The 16,300-nt window shown below is 64.2% G+C and carries 14 protein-coding genes; 11 read left to right on the forward strand and 3 right to left on the reverse strand.

Translation table 11 applies throughout. The features are described 5' to 3' along the window. Nucleotides 1–2: 2 nt before the first annotated feature. The 3 genes from FEJ81_RS05845 to FEJ81_RS05855 form a co-directional block, all read right to left on the reverse strand. Nucleotides 3–1,811 carry a hypothetical protein gene (locus FEJ81_RS05845; RefSeq protein ID WP_138244398.1) on the reverse strand — a complete coding sequence of 603 codons (1,809 nt, stop codon included), beginning with the start codon at nt 1,809–1,811 and terminating at the stop codon, nt 3–5. Next, nucleotides 1,808–3,082, reverse strand: coding sequence for a Single-stranded DNA binding protein (locus FEJ81_RS05850; protein ID WP_138244399.1), 1,275 nt, complete (start codon nt 3,080–3,082; stop codon nt 1,808–1,810). Before FEJ81_RS05850 ends, FEJ81_RS05845 begins: the two co-directional genes overlap by 4 nt. A 643-nt stretch (nt 3,083–3,725) precedes the next feature. Further along, nucleotides 3,726–4,721, reverse strand: a complete 996-nt coding sequence (locus tag FEJ81_RS05855) for a phosphate signaling complex PhoU family protein (RefSeq protein ID WP_138244400.1) — start codon at nt 4,719–4,721, stop codon at nt 3,726–3,728. Between the two features lie 574 nt (nt 4,722–5,295). On the opposite strand from FEJ81_RS05855, the gene FEJ81_RS05860 reads away from it, so the two are divergent. From FEJ81_RS05860 to phoU, 11 genes are all read left to right on the forward strand, one after another. Next, on the forward strand, nt 5,296–6,270 hold the full coding sequence (locus tag FEJ81_RS05860) for a PstS family phosphate ABC transporter substrate-binding protein (RefSeq protein ID WP_138244401.1): 975 nt from the start codon (nt 5,296–5,298) through the stop codon (nt 6,268–6,270). Between the two features lie 40 nt (nt 6,271–6,310). Beyond that, a complete protein-coding gene (gene pstC / locus FEJ81_RS05865) occupies nt 6,311–7,252 on the forward strand; it encodes a phosphate ABC transporter permease subunit PstC (RefSeq protein WP_138244402.1) in 942 nt (313 codons plus the stop codon). Nucleotides 7,253–7,301: 49 nt separating this feature from the next. Further along, nucleotides 7,302–8,939 (forward strand): phosphate ABC transporter permease PstA, encoded by a 1,638-nt coding sequence (pstA, locus tag FEJ81_RS05870; protein WP_138244403.1) that lies wholly within the window; start codon nt 7,302–7,304, stop codon nt 8,937–8,939. Between the two features lies 1 nt (nt 8,940). Next, nucleotides 8,941–9,852, forward strand: a complete 912-nt coding sequence (gene pstB / locus FEJ81_RS05875; protein WP_138244404.1) for a phosphate ABC transporter ATP-binding protein PstB — start codon at nt 8,941–8,943, stop codon at nt 9,850–9,852. A 7-nt stretch (nt 9,853–9,859) separates the two neighbouring features. After that, nucleotides 9,860–10,579 carry a phosphate signaling complex PhoU family protein gene (locus tag FEJ81_RS05880; protein WP_138244405.1) on the forward strand — a complete coding sequence of 240 codons (720 nt, stop codon included), beginning with the start codon at nt 9,860–9,862 and terminating at the stop codon, nt 10,577–10,579. Between the two features lie 398 nt (nt 10,580–10,977). Further along, entirely contained in the window at nt 10,978–11,952 is a 975-nt protein-coding gene (locus FEJ81_RS05885; protein WP_138244406.1) for a PstS family phosphate ABC transporter substrate-binding protein, read from the forward strand. Next, a complete protein-coding gene (gene pstC, locus FEJ81_RS05890) occupies nt 11,949–12,872 on the forward strand; it encodes a phosphate ABC transporter permease subunit PstC (RefSeq protein WP_138244407.1) in 924 nt (307 codons plus the stop codon). Before FEJ81_RS05885 ends, pstC (FEJ81_RS05890) begins: the two co-directional genes overlap by 4 nt. Then, complete coding sequence (gene pstA / locus FEJ81_RS05895; RefSeq protein WP_138244408.1) at nt 12,872–13,750, forward strand: phosphate ABC transporter permease PstA; 879 nt, start codon at nt 12,872–12,874, stop codon at nt 13,748–13,750. The genes pstC (FEJ81_RS05890) and pstA (FEJ81_RS05895) overlap by 1 nt, the downstream gene beginning before the upstream one ends. Before the next feature lie 11 nt (nt 13,751–13,761). Beyond that, nucleotides 13,762–14,634 carry a phosphate ABC transporter ATP-binding protein PstB gene (gene pstB / locus FEJ81_RS05900; RefSeq protein WP_138244409.1) on the forward strand — a complete coding sequence of 291 codons (873 nt, stop codon included), beginning with the start codon at nt 13,762–13,764 and terminating at the stop codon, nt 14,632–14,634. 205 nt (nt 14,635–14,839) lie between these two features. Then, complete coding sequence (locus FEJ81_RS05905; RefSeq protein ID WP_138244410.1) at nt 14,840–15,331, forward strand: metal-dependent hydrolase; 492 nt, start codon at nt 14,840–14,842, stop codon at nt 15,329–15,331. A 250-nt stretch (nt 15,332–15,581) separates the two neighbouring features. Beyond that, the gene (gene phoU / locus FEJ81_RS05910) at nt 15,582–16,253 is read left to right on the forward strand and encodes a phosphate signaling complex protein PhoU (RefSeq protein ID WP_138244411.1); all 672 of its coding nucleotides are present in this window, start codon (nt 15,582–15,584) and stop codon (nt 16,251–16,253) included. Nucleotides 16,254–16,300 lie beyond the last annotated feature (47 nt).

Below are 16,300 nucleotides of genomic sequence, written 5' to 3' on the forward strand. Positions count from 1 at the left end.
GATCAGATCGCCTTCAGCGTCTCGTCGTCGGGTTCGTAACACTGGCCGCCCATCAGGGCGTCCTGAATTGCGTCTTCGACCTCGGTGGCGGACGCGCCGGTGTCGTCGGCGACCGCCTCGATCAGCGCCGTCCGATCGGCACCGTCGCCGTCGTCGAGTTCCTCCATGGTCTCGACGACGTAGTCCTCGAGATCGACGTCCGCGGCCGGTTCGTCGTCATCCTCGGTGTCGTCGATGTCGGCCTCCTCGTCGGCTTCGGATTCGGACTCGGCGTCCGGTTCGTCGGTCTCGTCGGCCTCCTCGGCCTCGAGTCCGGACTCCGGCGGTGCGCCGAGGTCGTCGGCGGGCTCGCTCGATTCGGTGTCGGCGGTATCGCTCTCCGCCGGCTCGGTCGCCGTCTCAGCGTCGCCCGTGGCGTCGTCCGATTCGGACTCGTCGCCGGTCTCGGCGTCCTCCGGCTCGGGAACGTCGATATCGGCCTCGCCGGGGTCGTCGACCTCGCTGCCGGTCGTGAACTCCGCGCCGAACTCCTCCTCGAGCTGTTCGCGCTCCGCTTCGTCCATCTCGTACATGCTGTCGTCGACGTCGCCGGCGTCGAAGTCGCCGAGATCGTCGGCGTCATCGGCATCATCGGCGTCGTCGGACGCCGACTCCTCGACAGCGGGCTCGTCGACGGCGTCGTCCGTCGTTTCAGTCCCGGTATCGGATTCGAAATCGACGGATTCCGATTCCTCGCTCGCCGAGCCACCGGTCGCCGTCTCGGCGGTCTCGGATTCGGACTCCGAGTCGGTGACACCACTCGTGTCCGTGCCGAGGTCGCCCTCGGCCGTGTCGTTCTCGGACTCGGCCGCGGTCGGTTCGCTCTCGAGGTCAGCGTCGATCTCGGCGCTCTCGGCGGCGTCCGTCCCGTCGCTCGTGGCCGTTCCGGCCGCGGAGCCGGAGTGTGCGTCCGCGGGGTCGGCCGCTGCGCCGCTGCCGCCGGCCGCCGCCGCGACCGGCTCCGGTTCCGGTTCGGACTCGGCACCGGCCTCGAGCGCCTCGGTATCGACGCCCTCGAGATCGGCGAGTGACGCGACGGACGCGTCGTAGTCGGGGCTCGTCGCGTCGGGCGCGATATCGAGCCCGCTGACCTGATCGCGCTCGCCCGCGACGACCTCGACCGCCTCGAGCGCGCACTCGCGCAGCGCGGCGAGATACGACGGCGTCGTCCCGTAGTGTTCTTGTGCGAGCGGAATTCCCGCTGCCAGACCAGATTCGACGCCGGCCTCGAGCAGGGCGTCGGTCAGCGCCTCGTCAGTCACACCGAGTTCGGTGGCTCCCGCGACGGTGCCGATCCGCTCGAGGGTTTGCTCGGTCGCGCTGACGACCCAGCGATCCCGGGTGTCGGCGTCGACCGTCGCGATGCTTTCCGGACGGATCGAGGTGTAGACCTGCTCCGAATCGTCGGGCTGGAAGGTCCGGGCCTTGCCCGTCACCGCGACGAACGCCGGCGGTTCGGCCTGCTCTAAGAAGGCGAGTTCGTCGGGCTGGTACTGGCCGGCGTAGACGACGAACGCGCCGGTCGGGTCGACGACGCGGGCCCGGACCATCTCGTCGTTGACCGACGTGACTTCGGTCAGCGTCCCGACGGCGAAGACCCGGTTGAGCCGCGCGCCGGTCGGCGTGATCACGTAGTTCGGGGCCCGTTCCTCGTCGCTCTCGGCGTAGGAGAGCGAGGCGTCGTCGTACTCCGCCGCGAAGAGCCGGTAGGCGAGTTCTCGTCCCGGCACCTCGTCGTCGCCATCGCCGTTTCCGTCGTCGTTCGCGCTCATGCGTCCACCTCCTCTAAGAAGGCCGTCGCACGGGCGGCCGGATCGTCCTTGCTCTCCTCGAATATCTCGGCGTCGAGATTCGCGCCGTACTCGTCGACGGAGAGGTGACCGCGCACGCGGTACTCGCGACCGACGATGCGCTCGCGGATGCGATCCGCGACGACCTCCTGGTCCATCGCCTCGCGGGCCTGTTCTAAGGCGTCCTCTAAGGTGCCGCCGTAGACGCGCTCGGTGAGCTCGTCGTCGAGGACCACGGTGACGGTCCCGGTGCCGTCGTCGAGGATTCCCTTGACGCGCATGTCGTCGATCCCGTCGACGTCGCCGTGGGTCCGGCACTGCCCCTTCTGGATGACGCGATAGCACTCCGGACAGCGCTGGATGAGTCCGGAGCCGTCCCGGACCGCCAGCAGGTTGCCGACGACTTCCACGTCGTAGATGCCGCCCGTGCCGACGGCGTCACCGACGTCCATCGTCGAGGTATTGCTGCCGACGTCGATCTCCCGATCGAGCGCGCTGACCGTCGAGAACTCCGAGACGTTGACCTCGGGCACCCCGCGGAACTCCTGGACGTAGGCGTTCTCGATGCGGACCGAGCCGCCGTTCTCGATCTCCGGGGCGGGGTCCCAGTTCGTGAAGGGGAGCCGCCCGCTCTCGTCGCCGAAGACGCCGTTCAGGATGTCCGTTTCGCCGTCGCGGCCGTCGATCGTCTTGCGCTCGCACTCGAGGACCGAGACCTCGATGGTGACCGCGCGATTGCCGGTCTGGAGATCGGCCAGTTGGGCGTCGCCGCCGATTTCGTACGGCACCTCGAGCGAGTCGTCGTCGAACGACAGCGAGGTGCTCTCTCCGAGGTTGAGTTCGGGTTCGCCGTCCCACTCGCGGACGCCCGCGTTGCCCGCGGTGATCGTGTCGCCGGGCTCGAGGCCGAAGTCCTCCCACGCCGTGTAGTCGATGACGCCGGTCTCGTCGGCCAGCCGGCCTTCCACGATGACGTGATCGGAGCCCTGATAGCGGATCGACCGCTCGCCGGCCGTCAGGACGACGCCCGTGACGGTAACCGACCCGTCGTCGGGCGTGATTTCGGCGATGTCCTTCGCCGACGGTGTCCCACCACCGCCGCCGGAATCGTCGCCGTACTTCCGTCGGAGGCTCTGTTTGGCCTCGTCGACCGGCACGCTGTACTCCACCAAGTTCTGCAGGTCGTCTTTGACCTCCTCTTTGTCAACACCGAGGTCGGAGGCGAGATCCTCGGCATGATCGTCGAGTTCCATCACTTGCCTTTCGAGTTGGGGCATAAAAAGCGTTCCCGGAGGAGGGCGAAAGTGAACCGGGCGGGGGATCGCTCGAGGCGTTCGGTCCCTGAATCACGTATAAAGGACTGAAATCGACGACTCGTTCCGAAGTGGGCAGCCGATACTGCGGTGGCGCGCGCTGGACCACGGTGAGTCATTGACGAACCGTGGTCGAACCCGTGCGAGGTCTTCGTGAACGGAGTGAACGAAGGCTTGGAAGACGCGAAGCGTCTTCATGTGGATGAGCGAGGGAACGACGTGACTGAGCGAATCGGTTGGGGAGGGCGTGGTGATTCCGTGTTGCCAGCCTGAGCAGAACGCTCTGCCTCGTTTCGTTCCCTCTTTCCAGCGAGTAAGAACATACCGTCAGTATACAGAGCACCCTCGAGGACAAGCGCCGGGTACCGGACTCAAACTGCGCATCTGCGCCGCTACCGGACGATAGCAACAGGAACAGAGGACCGCCATAGCGACCGCTCAGGGTTGTTGGAAAGACGGGGTAGGTCAGTCAGGTGAACACCCGTGGAAACCACGCGTGCTGAAAGGTAACTGTCTGACCGTGCCGTCTACCACCCACTCACCGCTATCGGCATAAAACCCCTCCGGTACGCAGAGCGATCGCTCAGGGTCGCGGTGCCGCCTTCTGCAGCGCCGTCTCGGCGATGTTCCCGCCGTAGTCGGCGCTTCTGGACAGCGAGTCGACGATCAGTCCCAGCGACTGGGCCTGGACCGGCTCGAGGTCCCGAAGCATGTCGTCGATCTGGCGCGTGTGCTCGTCGATCTCGAGGACGTTCTCCCGGGCGTCGTGGCCGAGTTGATTCGCCTCGCCCGCATCGTCGGCGAACAGCGCGTCCATCGCCTTCTCGAGGACCGTCGAGGCGTCGGCCTGCAGTTCCTCGAGCCCCTCCGCGACGGGTTCGGGGATCTCGCCGAGTTTGAGCGCGATGTTACTGATCTTGGCCGCGTGGTCGGCCACGCGCTCGAGTTGCCGGGCGCTCGAGTGAAAGTCGAAGCAGTCCTCGCGGGGCACCCCGAGTTCCTCGGCGGCCCGCGGCGATCGGAGGGTCGCGCGGAAGATTCGCGAGACGACCAGCCAGAGCCGGTCGACGTCGTCGTCGCGCTCGATCACGTCGTGAGCGATGTCGTCGTCGTCCTCGATCAGCGCCCGGACAGCGTCCTCGAGCATCGATTGGGCGATCAAGCGCATGCGTGTCACGGCGTTGACGATCGAGAGTTCGGAGGAGTCGAGCAGGTCCTGAATGACCACGCTATCGCCCGTCTCCTCTAAGACTTCGACGCCGACCAGCCCCTGGGTGGCGTCGCGGATCGCCCGGCGCTGGTCCGTCGTGATCCGACCCGCCTCGAGCCTGATGATGTCGAAGCCGCTGACGTACATCGTCATCACGGCCCGAGTCAGGCGCTCGCCCTCGAGACTCGAGATATCGAGGACCCCTTCCTGCCGGTCGGTCTCGTCCCGGGGCGTGAGCAAGAGCGCGTCGTCTTCGGGGTAGAACTCGACGGTCGTCCCGGCGCTGACGTCGTTTTCGGTCGCCCACGTCTTCGGTAGCGAGACGGTGTACGTCGATCCGCCGGTCACCTGGACCTTGCGCGTCTCCATGTTGCGGGGGTTTCGACCGCCCGAATATAAATATATGTGCATCTATAGAGCACCGCCGATATACGGGTATAGTTGCCGTTCAGTGGTCGGTTCTGGCCGATTTTGGAATGGAGAAATACGTAGCAATACCGCCGTCGATGTTCTATACTATAGAACTATATAGCAGTGTGGTTGTGGAGTAACAACACACCGTCACAGTATCGATCGCCGATTCCCGCCCTCTAGTCACCGACCGACCCTGTACGCACCCCGAACTCGAGTCACCGGAACTGCCGCGAAACCGGGTTCGAACGGCCAGTGTCACGTCCGACTCGAGGCGTGACAGCGATCGACGAGTCAACGTCACAGTCGTCGGATGCGGAGCGCGGGATGGCTGTCGCGGGTCGAACTGGCCGGAACGACGTGAAATAGTCATCCGCGAGCGCCGTCACTCGATTCCCTCAAACCGGCGAAATCGGACGCGAAAGACGATTTTCCAGAGACAGTAATTGTTCTATATAGGGATATGTGCCCACTGATCGATATATACGGCTCATAGCATCGTATTTTTATACCCTCTCGAATTGACCACGTGATGGCAGATAACCAGTTCGGACGCGACGCAGTATCGCGACGGAAATTCATCGCCGCAACCGGTGCTGCCGGTACGGCCGCGATCGCAGGGTGCAGCGACACGAGCAGCGGGAATGGCGACGGCGAGCTCTCGGGGGAGGTCATCGTCAAGGGGTCGAGCACGGTGTTCCCCATCTCCGACGCGATGGCCCAGCGGTTCATGGAGGAGAACCCGGAGGTCAACGTCACGGTCGACTCGACCGGCAGCGGCGGCGGCTTCGAGAATCACTTCTGCCCCGGTGACGCCGACATCAACGGCGCATCGCGGCCGATCAAATCCGAAGAGGAGGACCACTGCGCCGAGAACGACGTCTCGCCGATCGAGATGCACATCGCGGGCGACGCGCTCACGGTGGCCGTCAGCCCCGATAACGATTGGGTCGATAGCATGACCTTCGACGAACTGGCACAGATCTGGGGCGACGACAGCGCCACGACGTGGTCCGACATCAATTCCGACTGGCCCGACGAAGAACTCGAGCTCTACGGCCCCGACACGACCTCAGGGACCTACGACTGGTTCAGCGAGAACGTCAACGGCGGCGGCCACCGGACCGAGTACGAGGGGACCGAGGACGACAACACGATCATTCAGGGCCTCGAGAACAGCCCGTACGCGATGGGGTACTTCGGCTACGCCTACTACAGCGAAAACGAGGACCGCGTCAAGGCCCTCGAGATCGCAGAGAGCGAGAGCGACGAGCCGTCCGCCCCGAGTCTGCAGGCGGCCAGCGAGGGAACGTATCCGCTGGCCCGACCGCTGTTCATCTATCCTGCCGAGGGCGCGCTGGAGCGCGAGCCGGTCTCCGAGTTCGTCAACTTCTACCTCGAGAACTCGAGCGCCGACTGGATCGCCGACGACGTCGGCTACGTCCCGTCGAACCAGGACATGGTCGACGAGAACATGAGCGCGCTCGAGGACGCAGCGGGCGAGTAACGCGGACGACTCGATTTTTCGGCGGAAAACCGAATAGAAAATGAGTGACACATCAATGGACGCCGATCTCACGCGATCGGCAAACGGACGAATTGCAAAGGAACGATTGTATCACGGGTTGTTGTTCTGCTGTGCGGCACTGACTGTCTTCGTGACGATAAGCATCGTCGCCACGCTGGCGATCGACGCCGTCGAGTTCTTTCGCCGCGTCGATCCCAACGCCTTCTTCACCGGAACGGAGTGGGTCCTGCGGAGCGACAACCCGATTCTCGGTATCCTGCCGCTGGTGTCTGCCACGCTCATCGTGATGATCGTCTCGGCGCTCGTCGCGATCCCGATCGGAACGGCGGCCGCGGTCTATCTGAGCGAATACGCGAGCGATCGGATGCGATCGGTACTGAAACCGGCCCTCGAGATCCTCGCGGGAATTCCGACCGTCGTGTACGGCTTTTTCGCGCTGGTGTACCTGACGCCGTGGCTCCAGGGGTTGGGGCTCGACCTGAGCCTGTTTAACCTGCTGTCGGCATCGATCATGGTCGGGATCATGATCATTCCGATGGTCTCCTCGATCAGCGAGGACGCGATGAGCGCGGTACCCGATTCCCTGCGGCAGGCGGGATACGGCCTCGGTGCCACGAAATTCGAGGTCTCGACGAAGATCGTCATCCCGGCGTCGATTTCGGGGATCTTCTCCTCGTACATCCTGGCGCTCTCGCGGGCGATCGGCGAGACGATGATCGTCGTGGTCGCCGGTGGCAGCCAGGCCCGAATGTTCAATCCCTCCGAGCCGTTCGCGAACCTCCTCAATTCCGGACAGACGATGACCGCTGCCATGGTGCAGGCGGTGACGACGGACCTGTCGGGCGGAACCGCCGGCTACTACTCGATGTTCGCGATCGGGCTGACACTCTTTGTCATCACGTTCAGCATGAACCTACTCAGCAACCGCATCGCCGCTCGATACCGGGAGGAGTACCAATGAACCGACCACCCACTGCGACCGTCACGGTCACGACGGAGGTGCGTCGCTGATGGCGACGACCGACGAGTCGACGGGCGCTTGGTTCGGCACGGACGGACAGGTGAGTCAGCTCCGCGGGCTGTTGTTCAAAGCCGGCTGCCTCGGCGCGACGGTGCTCACGCTGTTCCTCGTGTTCGTCTTTCTGGTCTACGTGGCGGTCGACGCGATCGAACCGGGGACGGCCGATCCGGCCTGGTGGGCGACGGTCGTCGCGACCGTCGCGGTCCCGGGGGTCGCCCTCTCGGCCTACTACTACCGCTTCGAACCACAGGCAGGTGAGGTCGCGTACACGGCCCTCGGACTGCCCGTCGCCGCGACGCTGCTCGCCGGCGGCGTCGGCATCGTTTTCAGACACATCGTCAGTCCACACGAGTGGCTCGCGCTCGTCGTCGCGGTACTCGTGGCCTACGTCGCACTCGAGGCCCACGAGCGAATTCGGGACGCCGGAGCGCTCGAGCGGGCCGCGGTCGCCGTGGCTGTCCTGGGACTCACGATCGCCGGAGTCCCCGGGCTCGTTCCGAGTCTCCGTGCGCTGATCCTGTCGCTTCCGGTCCTCCCGATGGCACCGCTGTCGCTTCTGGGAGCGTTCGTGGTCCCGATCGGGATCGCGGTCGGCTGGTACCTCCGTCGCGCCCGGGAAAGCGACCGGGCGGGTGTGATCGCTGGGGGAGCGACGGTCATCGCGGCCGCGCTCGGCGTCGTCGCCGGACCGGTTGCGGGCGTCTCCTGGACGACGTGGCTCATTCTGACGACGGTCGTCGGCGTTCCCGTCGGGCTATACGTCGAACGAGTTCTCAGAGGGGGTGAGGGCGTCTCCGGACTCGCACTGCCGGTCGCACTCGCCGTCGGCGCGGTCGTCTGTGCCGTCGTCGTCGACGCGGCCGGATTCGCCGGCCCGGACGTCTGGCTCGACTGGGAGTTCCTGACCAACGCTCACAATCGGACGCCGCGGGACGCCGGCATCTACCCCGCGCTCGTCGGATCGGTGATGATGATCATCGTCGTCGCGCTCGCGGCGTTTCCGGTCGGTGTCGGCGCTGCGATCTACCTCGAGGAGTACGCGCCGAGCAACGGACTGCTCGGATCGATCGTCGAACTCATCGAGATCAACATCGCGAATCTCGCCGGGGTCCCATCGGTGGTCTACGGACTGCTCGGCCTGGCGCTGTTCGTCAAGACGGGCGGGCTGCGTCCGGGAATCGTCATCGTCGGCGGGTTGACGGTGGCACTGCTGATCCTGCCGATCGTCATCGTCTCCGCACAGGAGGCGATCCGTGGGGTGCCCGACTCGCAGCGACAGGCGGCCTACGGCATGGGTGCGACGAAGTGGCAGACGGTCCGAACCGTCGTCCTGCCGCGGGCGATGCCCGGAATTCTCACGGGGACGATCCTCGCGCTCGGCCGCGCGATCGGCGAAACGGCACCGCTGTTGATGGTCGGCGTTGCGGCGGTCGTCCGGATCTCGCCGAACTCGTTTGTCGGGCTGTTCAGCGCGATGCCGCGACAGCTCTACTCGTGGGCGCAGTTGGCCAAGCCGGACTTCTACCACGGCGTTCTCGCGGCCGGCGTCCTCGTGTTGCTCATCGTCTTGCTGATGATGAACGGCACCGCGATCCTGCTTCGCAACAAGTACCAGAAAGATAACTAAGATGACTCGAAACGACATTCGAAACGCCGACGACGGCGACGAGCAGCGAACGGACGGCAGCGCAACGACCGTCTCCGAACCGATCACGGGAGCCGACACGACGAACGACTCGCTACTCGACGACTCGTTCGATGTCGATAGGGGTTCCCTGCCGGCAGACACTGAGACGGTGATCGAGGCGCGGGATATCGACGTCTTCTACGACGACGTGCAGGCCCTGCAAGGCGTCGACATCGAGATCCCCGAAAACGGCGTCACGGCGCTCATCGGCCCGTCGGGCTGCGGGAAATCGACGTTCCTGCGCACGATCAACCGGATGAACGACCTCATCGACGCCGCTCGCGTCGAGGGCGAACTGCGATTCGAAGGGAAGAACGTCTACGACGACGACGTCGATCCGGTCGCGCTGCGCCGGAAGATCGGCATGGTCTTTCAGACGCCGAACCCCTTCCCCAAATCGATCCGGGACAACGTCGCGTTCGGACTGGACGTCCAGGACAAGGACGTCGACGTCGACGAGACGGTCCGGAGCGCCCTCGAGCGAGCGGCCTTACTCGAGGAGGTCGAAGATCAACTCGACTCGAGCGGGCTGGACCTCTCGGGCGGCCAGCAACAGCGGCTGTGTATCGCGCGGGCGATCGCGCCGGACCCGGACGTGATTCTCATGGACGAGCCCGCCTCGGCGTTGGATCCGATCGCGACCTCGAAGATCGAGGACTTGATCGCGGATCTGGCCGAGGAGTACACGGTTATCATCGTCACGCACAACATGCAGCAGGCGGCCCGTATCTCGGACAAGACGGCGGTCTTCCTGACCGGCGGCGAACTCGTCGAGTTCGACGACACCGACAAGATCTTCGAGAACCCCGAGCACGACCGCGTCGAAGACTACATCACCGGCAAGTTCGGGTGACGGCCCGATGACTCGCGAGGACTATCGAGCGCGCCTCGAGCGGCTTCGCGACGCGGTCGTCTCGATGGGGGATCTGGTTTGCGAGCGGCTCGCCGACGCCGTGACGGCGCTGTTTACCGACGACAGAGCGCTCGCCGGCGAAGTGATCACGGACGACAGCAGCGTCAACGACCGGTACCTCGAGGTCGAGCGCGAGTGTCTCGACCTGCTGGCGCTGTACCAACCCGTCGCCGGGGACCTGCGGTTCGTCGTCGCCGCGTTCAAGATCGCCACCGACCTCGAGCGGGTCGGCGATCTCGCCGTCAATCTGGCCGAGTACACCCTGTCCTCGACGGACGCGTCGCCGCCGATTCCCGACGTCGATTTCGAGCGGATCGCCGCGCTCGCCCTCGAGCAGATCGAGCGCGCGGTCGAGGCGTTCGGCACGGACGACGCCGACGCCTGTTTTGCGATCGCCGACCGCGACGACGAACTCGATGCCCGCTGTGCTACCGTCGCCGAGCGCGTCGTCCGGACGCTCATCGAGTTACGCGCGCCGGACCCCAACTCGAACAGGGGTCGGGACATCCGTCACGATCTCGTCGATTCGCCGATAGCGGACGTGATCTCCGACGTCTCGCGGACGTTCGTCATCGTTCGCGACCTCGAGCGGGTCGGCGACCACGCGGTGAACGTCGCCGCTCGCACGCTGTACGCCCTCGAGAACAGCGAGGAGTTACTCGTTTGACGCCGCTGTGGGTTCGAATCCGCTGTGCTCGTGTTCGTTGCTGTTTCTCCCAGTTGATCGTCGCTCGAGCACTGAAAACCGCCCCAACGCGATCTATAGACCGCTATACGGCGATATCGAGCCCGGAGGATGAAACTGTACTCGACGCCGTCCGTGATCGTGGCTACTCGTCTCGCAATCGAATCTATATATGCTGTCATTATTATCCGGACGATAGATCCGAAATATTGTCCGTGATCGGTGGGCGAAAATACGGAACGTCAACTATTGGCATATGTATGCGTTTCGAGTACTGACGTTGGCACTCGCTGTACTACCACAAGCGCCCCGAATGGATACATAGTTCTATATAGTGCTCATAGTAGTATACTTACCCGTTCTGTGGCTTCGATTTGGTGATGTCGAGAGATACCACGGCGTCTTTGTCGACCGGCTTCGGTCGACGTGATTTTCTCGCCGCGGCAAGCGTTGCTCTCTCCGGTGGACTGGCCGGTTGTACCGGCGTCTTCGCCGCGGAGGGCAACCAAGTGAACATCGCGGGAAGCAGTACGGTGTTTCCCGTGACCGAGGCGATCGCCTCCTCGTTCTCCGAAGAAAACCCGACGGTCAACTTATCGATGAGTAAGACCGGGACCGGCGGTGGATTCGGGAACTTCTTCTGTGCGGGGCGGACCGACATTAACAACGCGAGTCGGGCGATCGCCGACGCCGAAACCGAGCAGTGTGGCTCCAACGACGTCACGCCGCTCGAGTTCACGGTCGCAACGGACGCGCTGACGGTCGTCGTCAACCCCGATGCCGACTGGATCGACTGTCTCACCGTCGAACAACTCCAAGAGATCTGGCAGGCCGACGGGGCGCAGCGCTGGAGCGATATCAACGAGGACTGGCCCGACGAGGAGGTCGAACTCTACGGCGCCGCGACGACCTCCGGGACGTTCGACTACTTCAAAGAGGCGGTCCTCGGCGAAGAACTGAACCACCGGAGCGACTACTACGCGACCGAGCGCGATCGGACGATCGTCCAGGGGGTCCAAGGGTCGGAGGCCGCAATGGGCTACTTCGGCTTTTCCTACTACAGTGAAAACCCGAACTCGATCAAGGCAGTCTCGATCGACGACGGGAACGGCTGCGTCGAGCCCTCGATCGAGACGGCGAAATCCGGTGAATACACGCCGCTCTCGCGGCCGCTGTACATCTACGTCGCGAAGGAATCGCTCGCCGAACCCGCCGTACGGGACTTCGTCCGGTTCTACATGGAACAGGCCGCGACGGACCTCGTCTCGGAGGTCGGCTACGTGCCGATCACCGACCAACAACGCGACGACAACCTCGAGAAACTCGAGACCCACGTTGAGGAGGTGACCGAATGAGCGCACCCGATTTCTCTCACGACGCGAGCCGCACGGCGCGGGGCACCGTCTTTCGCTATCTCTTCATGCTGTGTGCGCTCCTGTCGATCCTAACGACCGTCGCGATCGTGTTGACGCTGCTGGTCGACGCGATCGATTTCTTCGCGCAGATCTCGGTCGTCGACTTCCTCACCGGAACGCGGTGGAGTCCGACGAACGACCCGATCGCGTTCGGCGTCCTCCCGCTGATCTCGGGGACGCTGGTCATCACGATCGGCTCGGCGATGGTCGCGCTCCCGATCGGTCTGCTGACGGCGATCTATCTCAGCGAGTACGCCTCCGAGCGCCGCCGGGCCTATCTGAAGCCGGCCCTCGAGGTGCTGGCGGGCGTTCCGACGGTCGTCTACGGCTACTTCGCGCTCGTCTACGTCACGCCGGCGCTGGACACGTTCCTGCCGCTCTCGACGTTTAACGCGCTGTCGGCGTCGATCATGGTCGGCATCATGATCATCCCGATGGTGTCCTCGATCAGCGAGGACGCGATGAGCGCGGTGCCCGATTCCCTGCGGCAGGCGAGTTACGGGCTTGGTGCGACGAAGTACACCGTCTCGACCTCCGTCGTCGTTCCGGCGGCGCTGTCGGGCATCTTCTCCTCGTTCATCCTCGCGCTCTCGCGGGCGATCGGCGAGACGATGATCGTCGCCATCGCGGCGGGACAGACGCCGCGACTGGCCGACGTGACCGATCCCGCGGGGCTGTTCCTCAACTCGATCCAGACGATGACCGCCGCGATGGTCCAGATCGGGACTGGTGACATCGTCGGACAAGGCGTCGCGTACAAGAGCCTGTTCGCGGTCGGACTCACCCTGTTCGTCATCACCTTCATCATGAACCTTGTCAGCGAGTTCGTCGCGTCGCGGTATCGCGAGGTGTATCGCTAATGGCGGCCGACACGCAGGACGCACCCGACGCCGGTTTCGGGCAGGTCAGCCGGACGAAAGACGTCGCCTTCCGCGTGCTCGCGCTGGCGGCGACGCTGCTCGGCATCGTCTCGCTCGCGGCACTCCTGGCGAACGTCGCCGTCGACGCCGTCGGCTGGCTCGACTGGCAGTTCCTCACGAACCCGCCGCATCCGGACCCCTACGCGGCCGGGTACTTCCCCGCGCTGGTGGGCTCCATCGCGATCATGCTCCTGATCGCGCTGATCACGTTCCCGCTCGGGGTCGGGGCCGCGGTCTACCTCGAGGAGTACGCCGACGACGGCTATCTCACGAAATTCATCCAACTCAACATCGCGAACCTTGCAGGGGTTCCCTCGGTCGTCTACGGCCTGCTGGGACTGGGGCTGTTCGTCGGCCTCCTGAACCTCGGCTACGGGACGGTTCTCGTCGCCGGGTTCACCGTCTCCCTGCTCATCCTGCCGATCGTCATCATCTCGGCACAGGAGGCCATCCGATCGGTGCCCGACTCCCAGCGGCAGGCCTCCTACGGGATGGGTGCGACGAAGTGGCAGACGATCCGTAACGTCGTCCTGCCGCGGGCGATGCCCGGCATCATGACCGGGACGATCCTCGCGCTCGGTCGGGCGATCGGCGAGACCGCGCCGCTGATCATGATCGCCGCGCCCACGACCGTCTTCGGGATTCCCAACAGCCTCTTCAGCAAGGTCAGCGCCATGCCCTTGCAAATTTACAACTGGGCGTCGTATCCCGAGACGGAGTTCCAGTACGGCGTCGTCGCCGCCGGCGTCGTCACGCTGCTCGTCGTCCTGCTAACGATCAACTCGATCGCGATCGTCATCCGGAACCGCTATCAATAGAGATACTGACAATGACTAACGAACAGATGACTTCCTCGGAAACGGAACCGACCGACGACCAGCCAGCCCCGACGCCGGGAACCGGCGGCCTCGACGACCGTACCGCCGACACTGGCGGGGAGACGATGACGGATCGCACCCTCCTCGAGGCGCGCGATCTGGATGTCTACTACGGCGACGATCAGGCGCTCCGAGGGATCGACATGGAGATTCCCGAAAAACAGGTGACGGCGCTCATCGGCCCATCCGGCTGCGGGAAGTCGACGTTCCTGCGCTCGATCAACCGCATGAACGACCTCATCGACATCGCTCGCGTCGAGGGCGACCTCTACTTCCGCGGGAAGAACGTCTACGACGACGACGTCGATCCGGTCGCGCTGCGCCGGAAGATCGGCATGGTCTTCCAGTCACCCAACCCCTTCCCGAAGAGCATCTACGATAACGTCGCCTACGGACTGAAGGTCCAGGGGAAAGACGAGAACGTCGACGAGAAGGTCCACACTGCCCTCGAGCGAGCGGCCTTACTCGAGGAGGTCGAAGATCAACTCGACTCGAGCGGGCTGGACCTCTCGGGCGGGCAGCAACAGCGGCTCTGTATCGCTCGCGCCATCGCGCCGGATCCGGAAGTGATCCTGATGGACGAGCCGGCGTCGGCGCTCGACCCGGTCGCGACCTCGAAGATCGAGGACCTGATCGAGGACCTCGCGGAGGAGTACACGGTCGTCATCGTCACCCACAACATGCAGCAGGCGGCCCGTATCTCGGATAAGACGGCCGTTTTCCTGACCGGCGGCGAACTCGTCGAGTTCGACGACACCGACAAGATCTTCGAGAACCCCGAGCACGACCGCGTCGAAGACTACATCACCGGCAAGTTCGGATAACCGGCTGGTTTTCGTTCGATCGGTCTCGCGTTCCGTTCGAGCCGCGTTACAGTTCGCGTCCCACCGAGTCACCACACCGCGTCGAGTCGCCGTTCGTGTTCGTATTCGGTGCGTCTACTCGCTCGAGAGAGACTGTCTGCGTCGCGACTAAGTGTCGGTTTCTAACCACGTCGCTTATGCGCGGATATCGCATGGGTTGGAAGGGATGGTTGCCACTGGGGTCCACATCCTGATCGGTCTCGCGCTGGTCCTGCTCGTCTCCCGATCCGGACGGGCCGAGCCGTATCTCGTCGTTGCACTCGCCGCCATGGCCCCCGATATCGACACGTTCGTCTTCCGGCCGCTGGTCGAATTCGGATACGTTTCGGGGCCGCTATGGAGCCATCGAGGACTGACGCATTCGCTGCTCGGGGGCGTCGTCGTGGTCGCACTCCTCGCGTATTTCGGTCCGTGGCGAGCCGCCGCGATCGGATTCGGCTCGCACGTCGGCTTCGATATGCTGACCGGGGGCGTGCGACTGTTCGCTCCCGTCGATCCCACACTGTACGGAACGTCCGTCGATTGGCTGCTCCTGAATATGCTCGCGTCCGTCGTCGCAGTCATCATCATCCTCGGCGGGTTGCTCGGCATGAAATACGACTTCGAGCGCCCGATCGACGCACACGCCCCGAAAACGACACTCGAGTGGTTCCGGTAGCGCGACCCATCACGATCGATCGGCGGCACGGTCAGCGCCACCGTTGTGCCTGCGCGTGGTGGCGTTACCGACGGGCTCGGTGTGCCATGCCTCATCTCACACCGCGTCTCACTCGAGGAGGCCCCCGAGATGGACGAGCGCTTCGACGAGCGCGAAGCGGGTGTCACGAAGGTCCTGCTTTCGCCGTAGCCGGCGAAAGTCCAATGTGACGCACACAGTCTTTATCAGGGACGGACGACGTGCCAACAGTATGGCCAGACAATCCTATCAGGAGAAGCTCACGGAACTCCGTGAGGACGTGCTCTACATGAGCGAGGTCGTCATGGAGCGGCTTCGAATGGGACTCGACGCCCTCGAGCAGAAAGACGAAGCGCTCGCACAGGAAGTGATCGAAGGCGACGGCGAGATCAACCGGATGTACCTCGATCTCGAGCAGGACTGTATCGACCTGCTCGCGCTCCAGCAGCCGGTCGCGAGCGATCTGCGGTTTATCGCCGCCTCGTTCAAGATCATCACCGACCTCGAGCGGATCGCCGACCTCGCGACCAACCTCGGCGAGTACACGATGGACGCCGAACAGGACCTGTTCCCCGACGTCGACGTCCAGGAAATGGGCGATCTCACCCTCGACATGCTCGAGGACGCGATGATCGCGTACGACACCGAGAACACTGACACGTGTCGGCGACTGGCGTCCCGCGACGACGAACTCGACGAGTTCGCCGAACGGGCGAGCGAGATCGTCGTCCGCGACCTGATCGAACGCGAACTCGAGTCGCCCGACGAGGTCGAGCGGATCCTACAGGACGTCTCGCGACTCCTACTGACGATTCGAGACCTCGAGCGCGTCGGCGATCACACGGTCAATATCGCTGCGCGGACGCTGTACATGGTCGAAAACGACGACGAACTCATCTACTAACGGCCGGTTCGGTCGGAGACGGATCGAGACGCCGCCGAACGGTGGCC

Source organism: Natrinema versiforme (assembly GCF_005576615.1).
GTDB lineage: Archaea > Halobacteriota > Halobacteria > Halobacteriales > Natrialbaceae > Natrinema > Natrinema versiforme_A.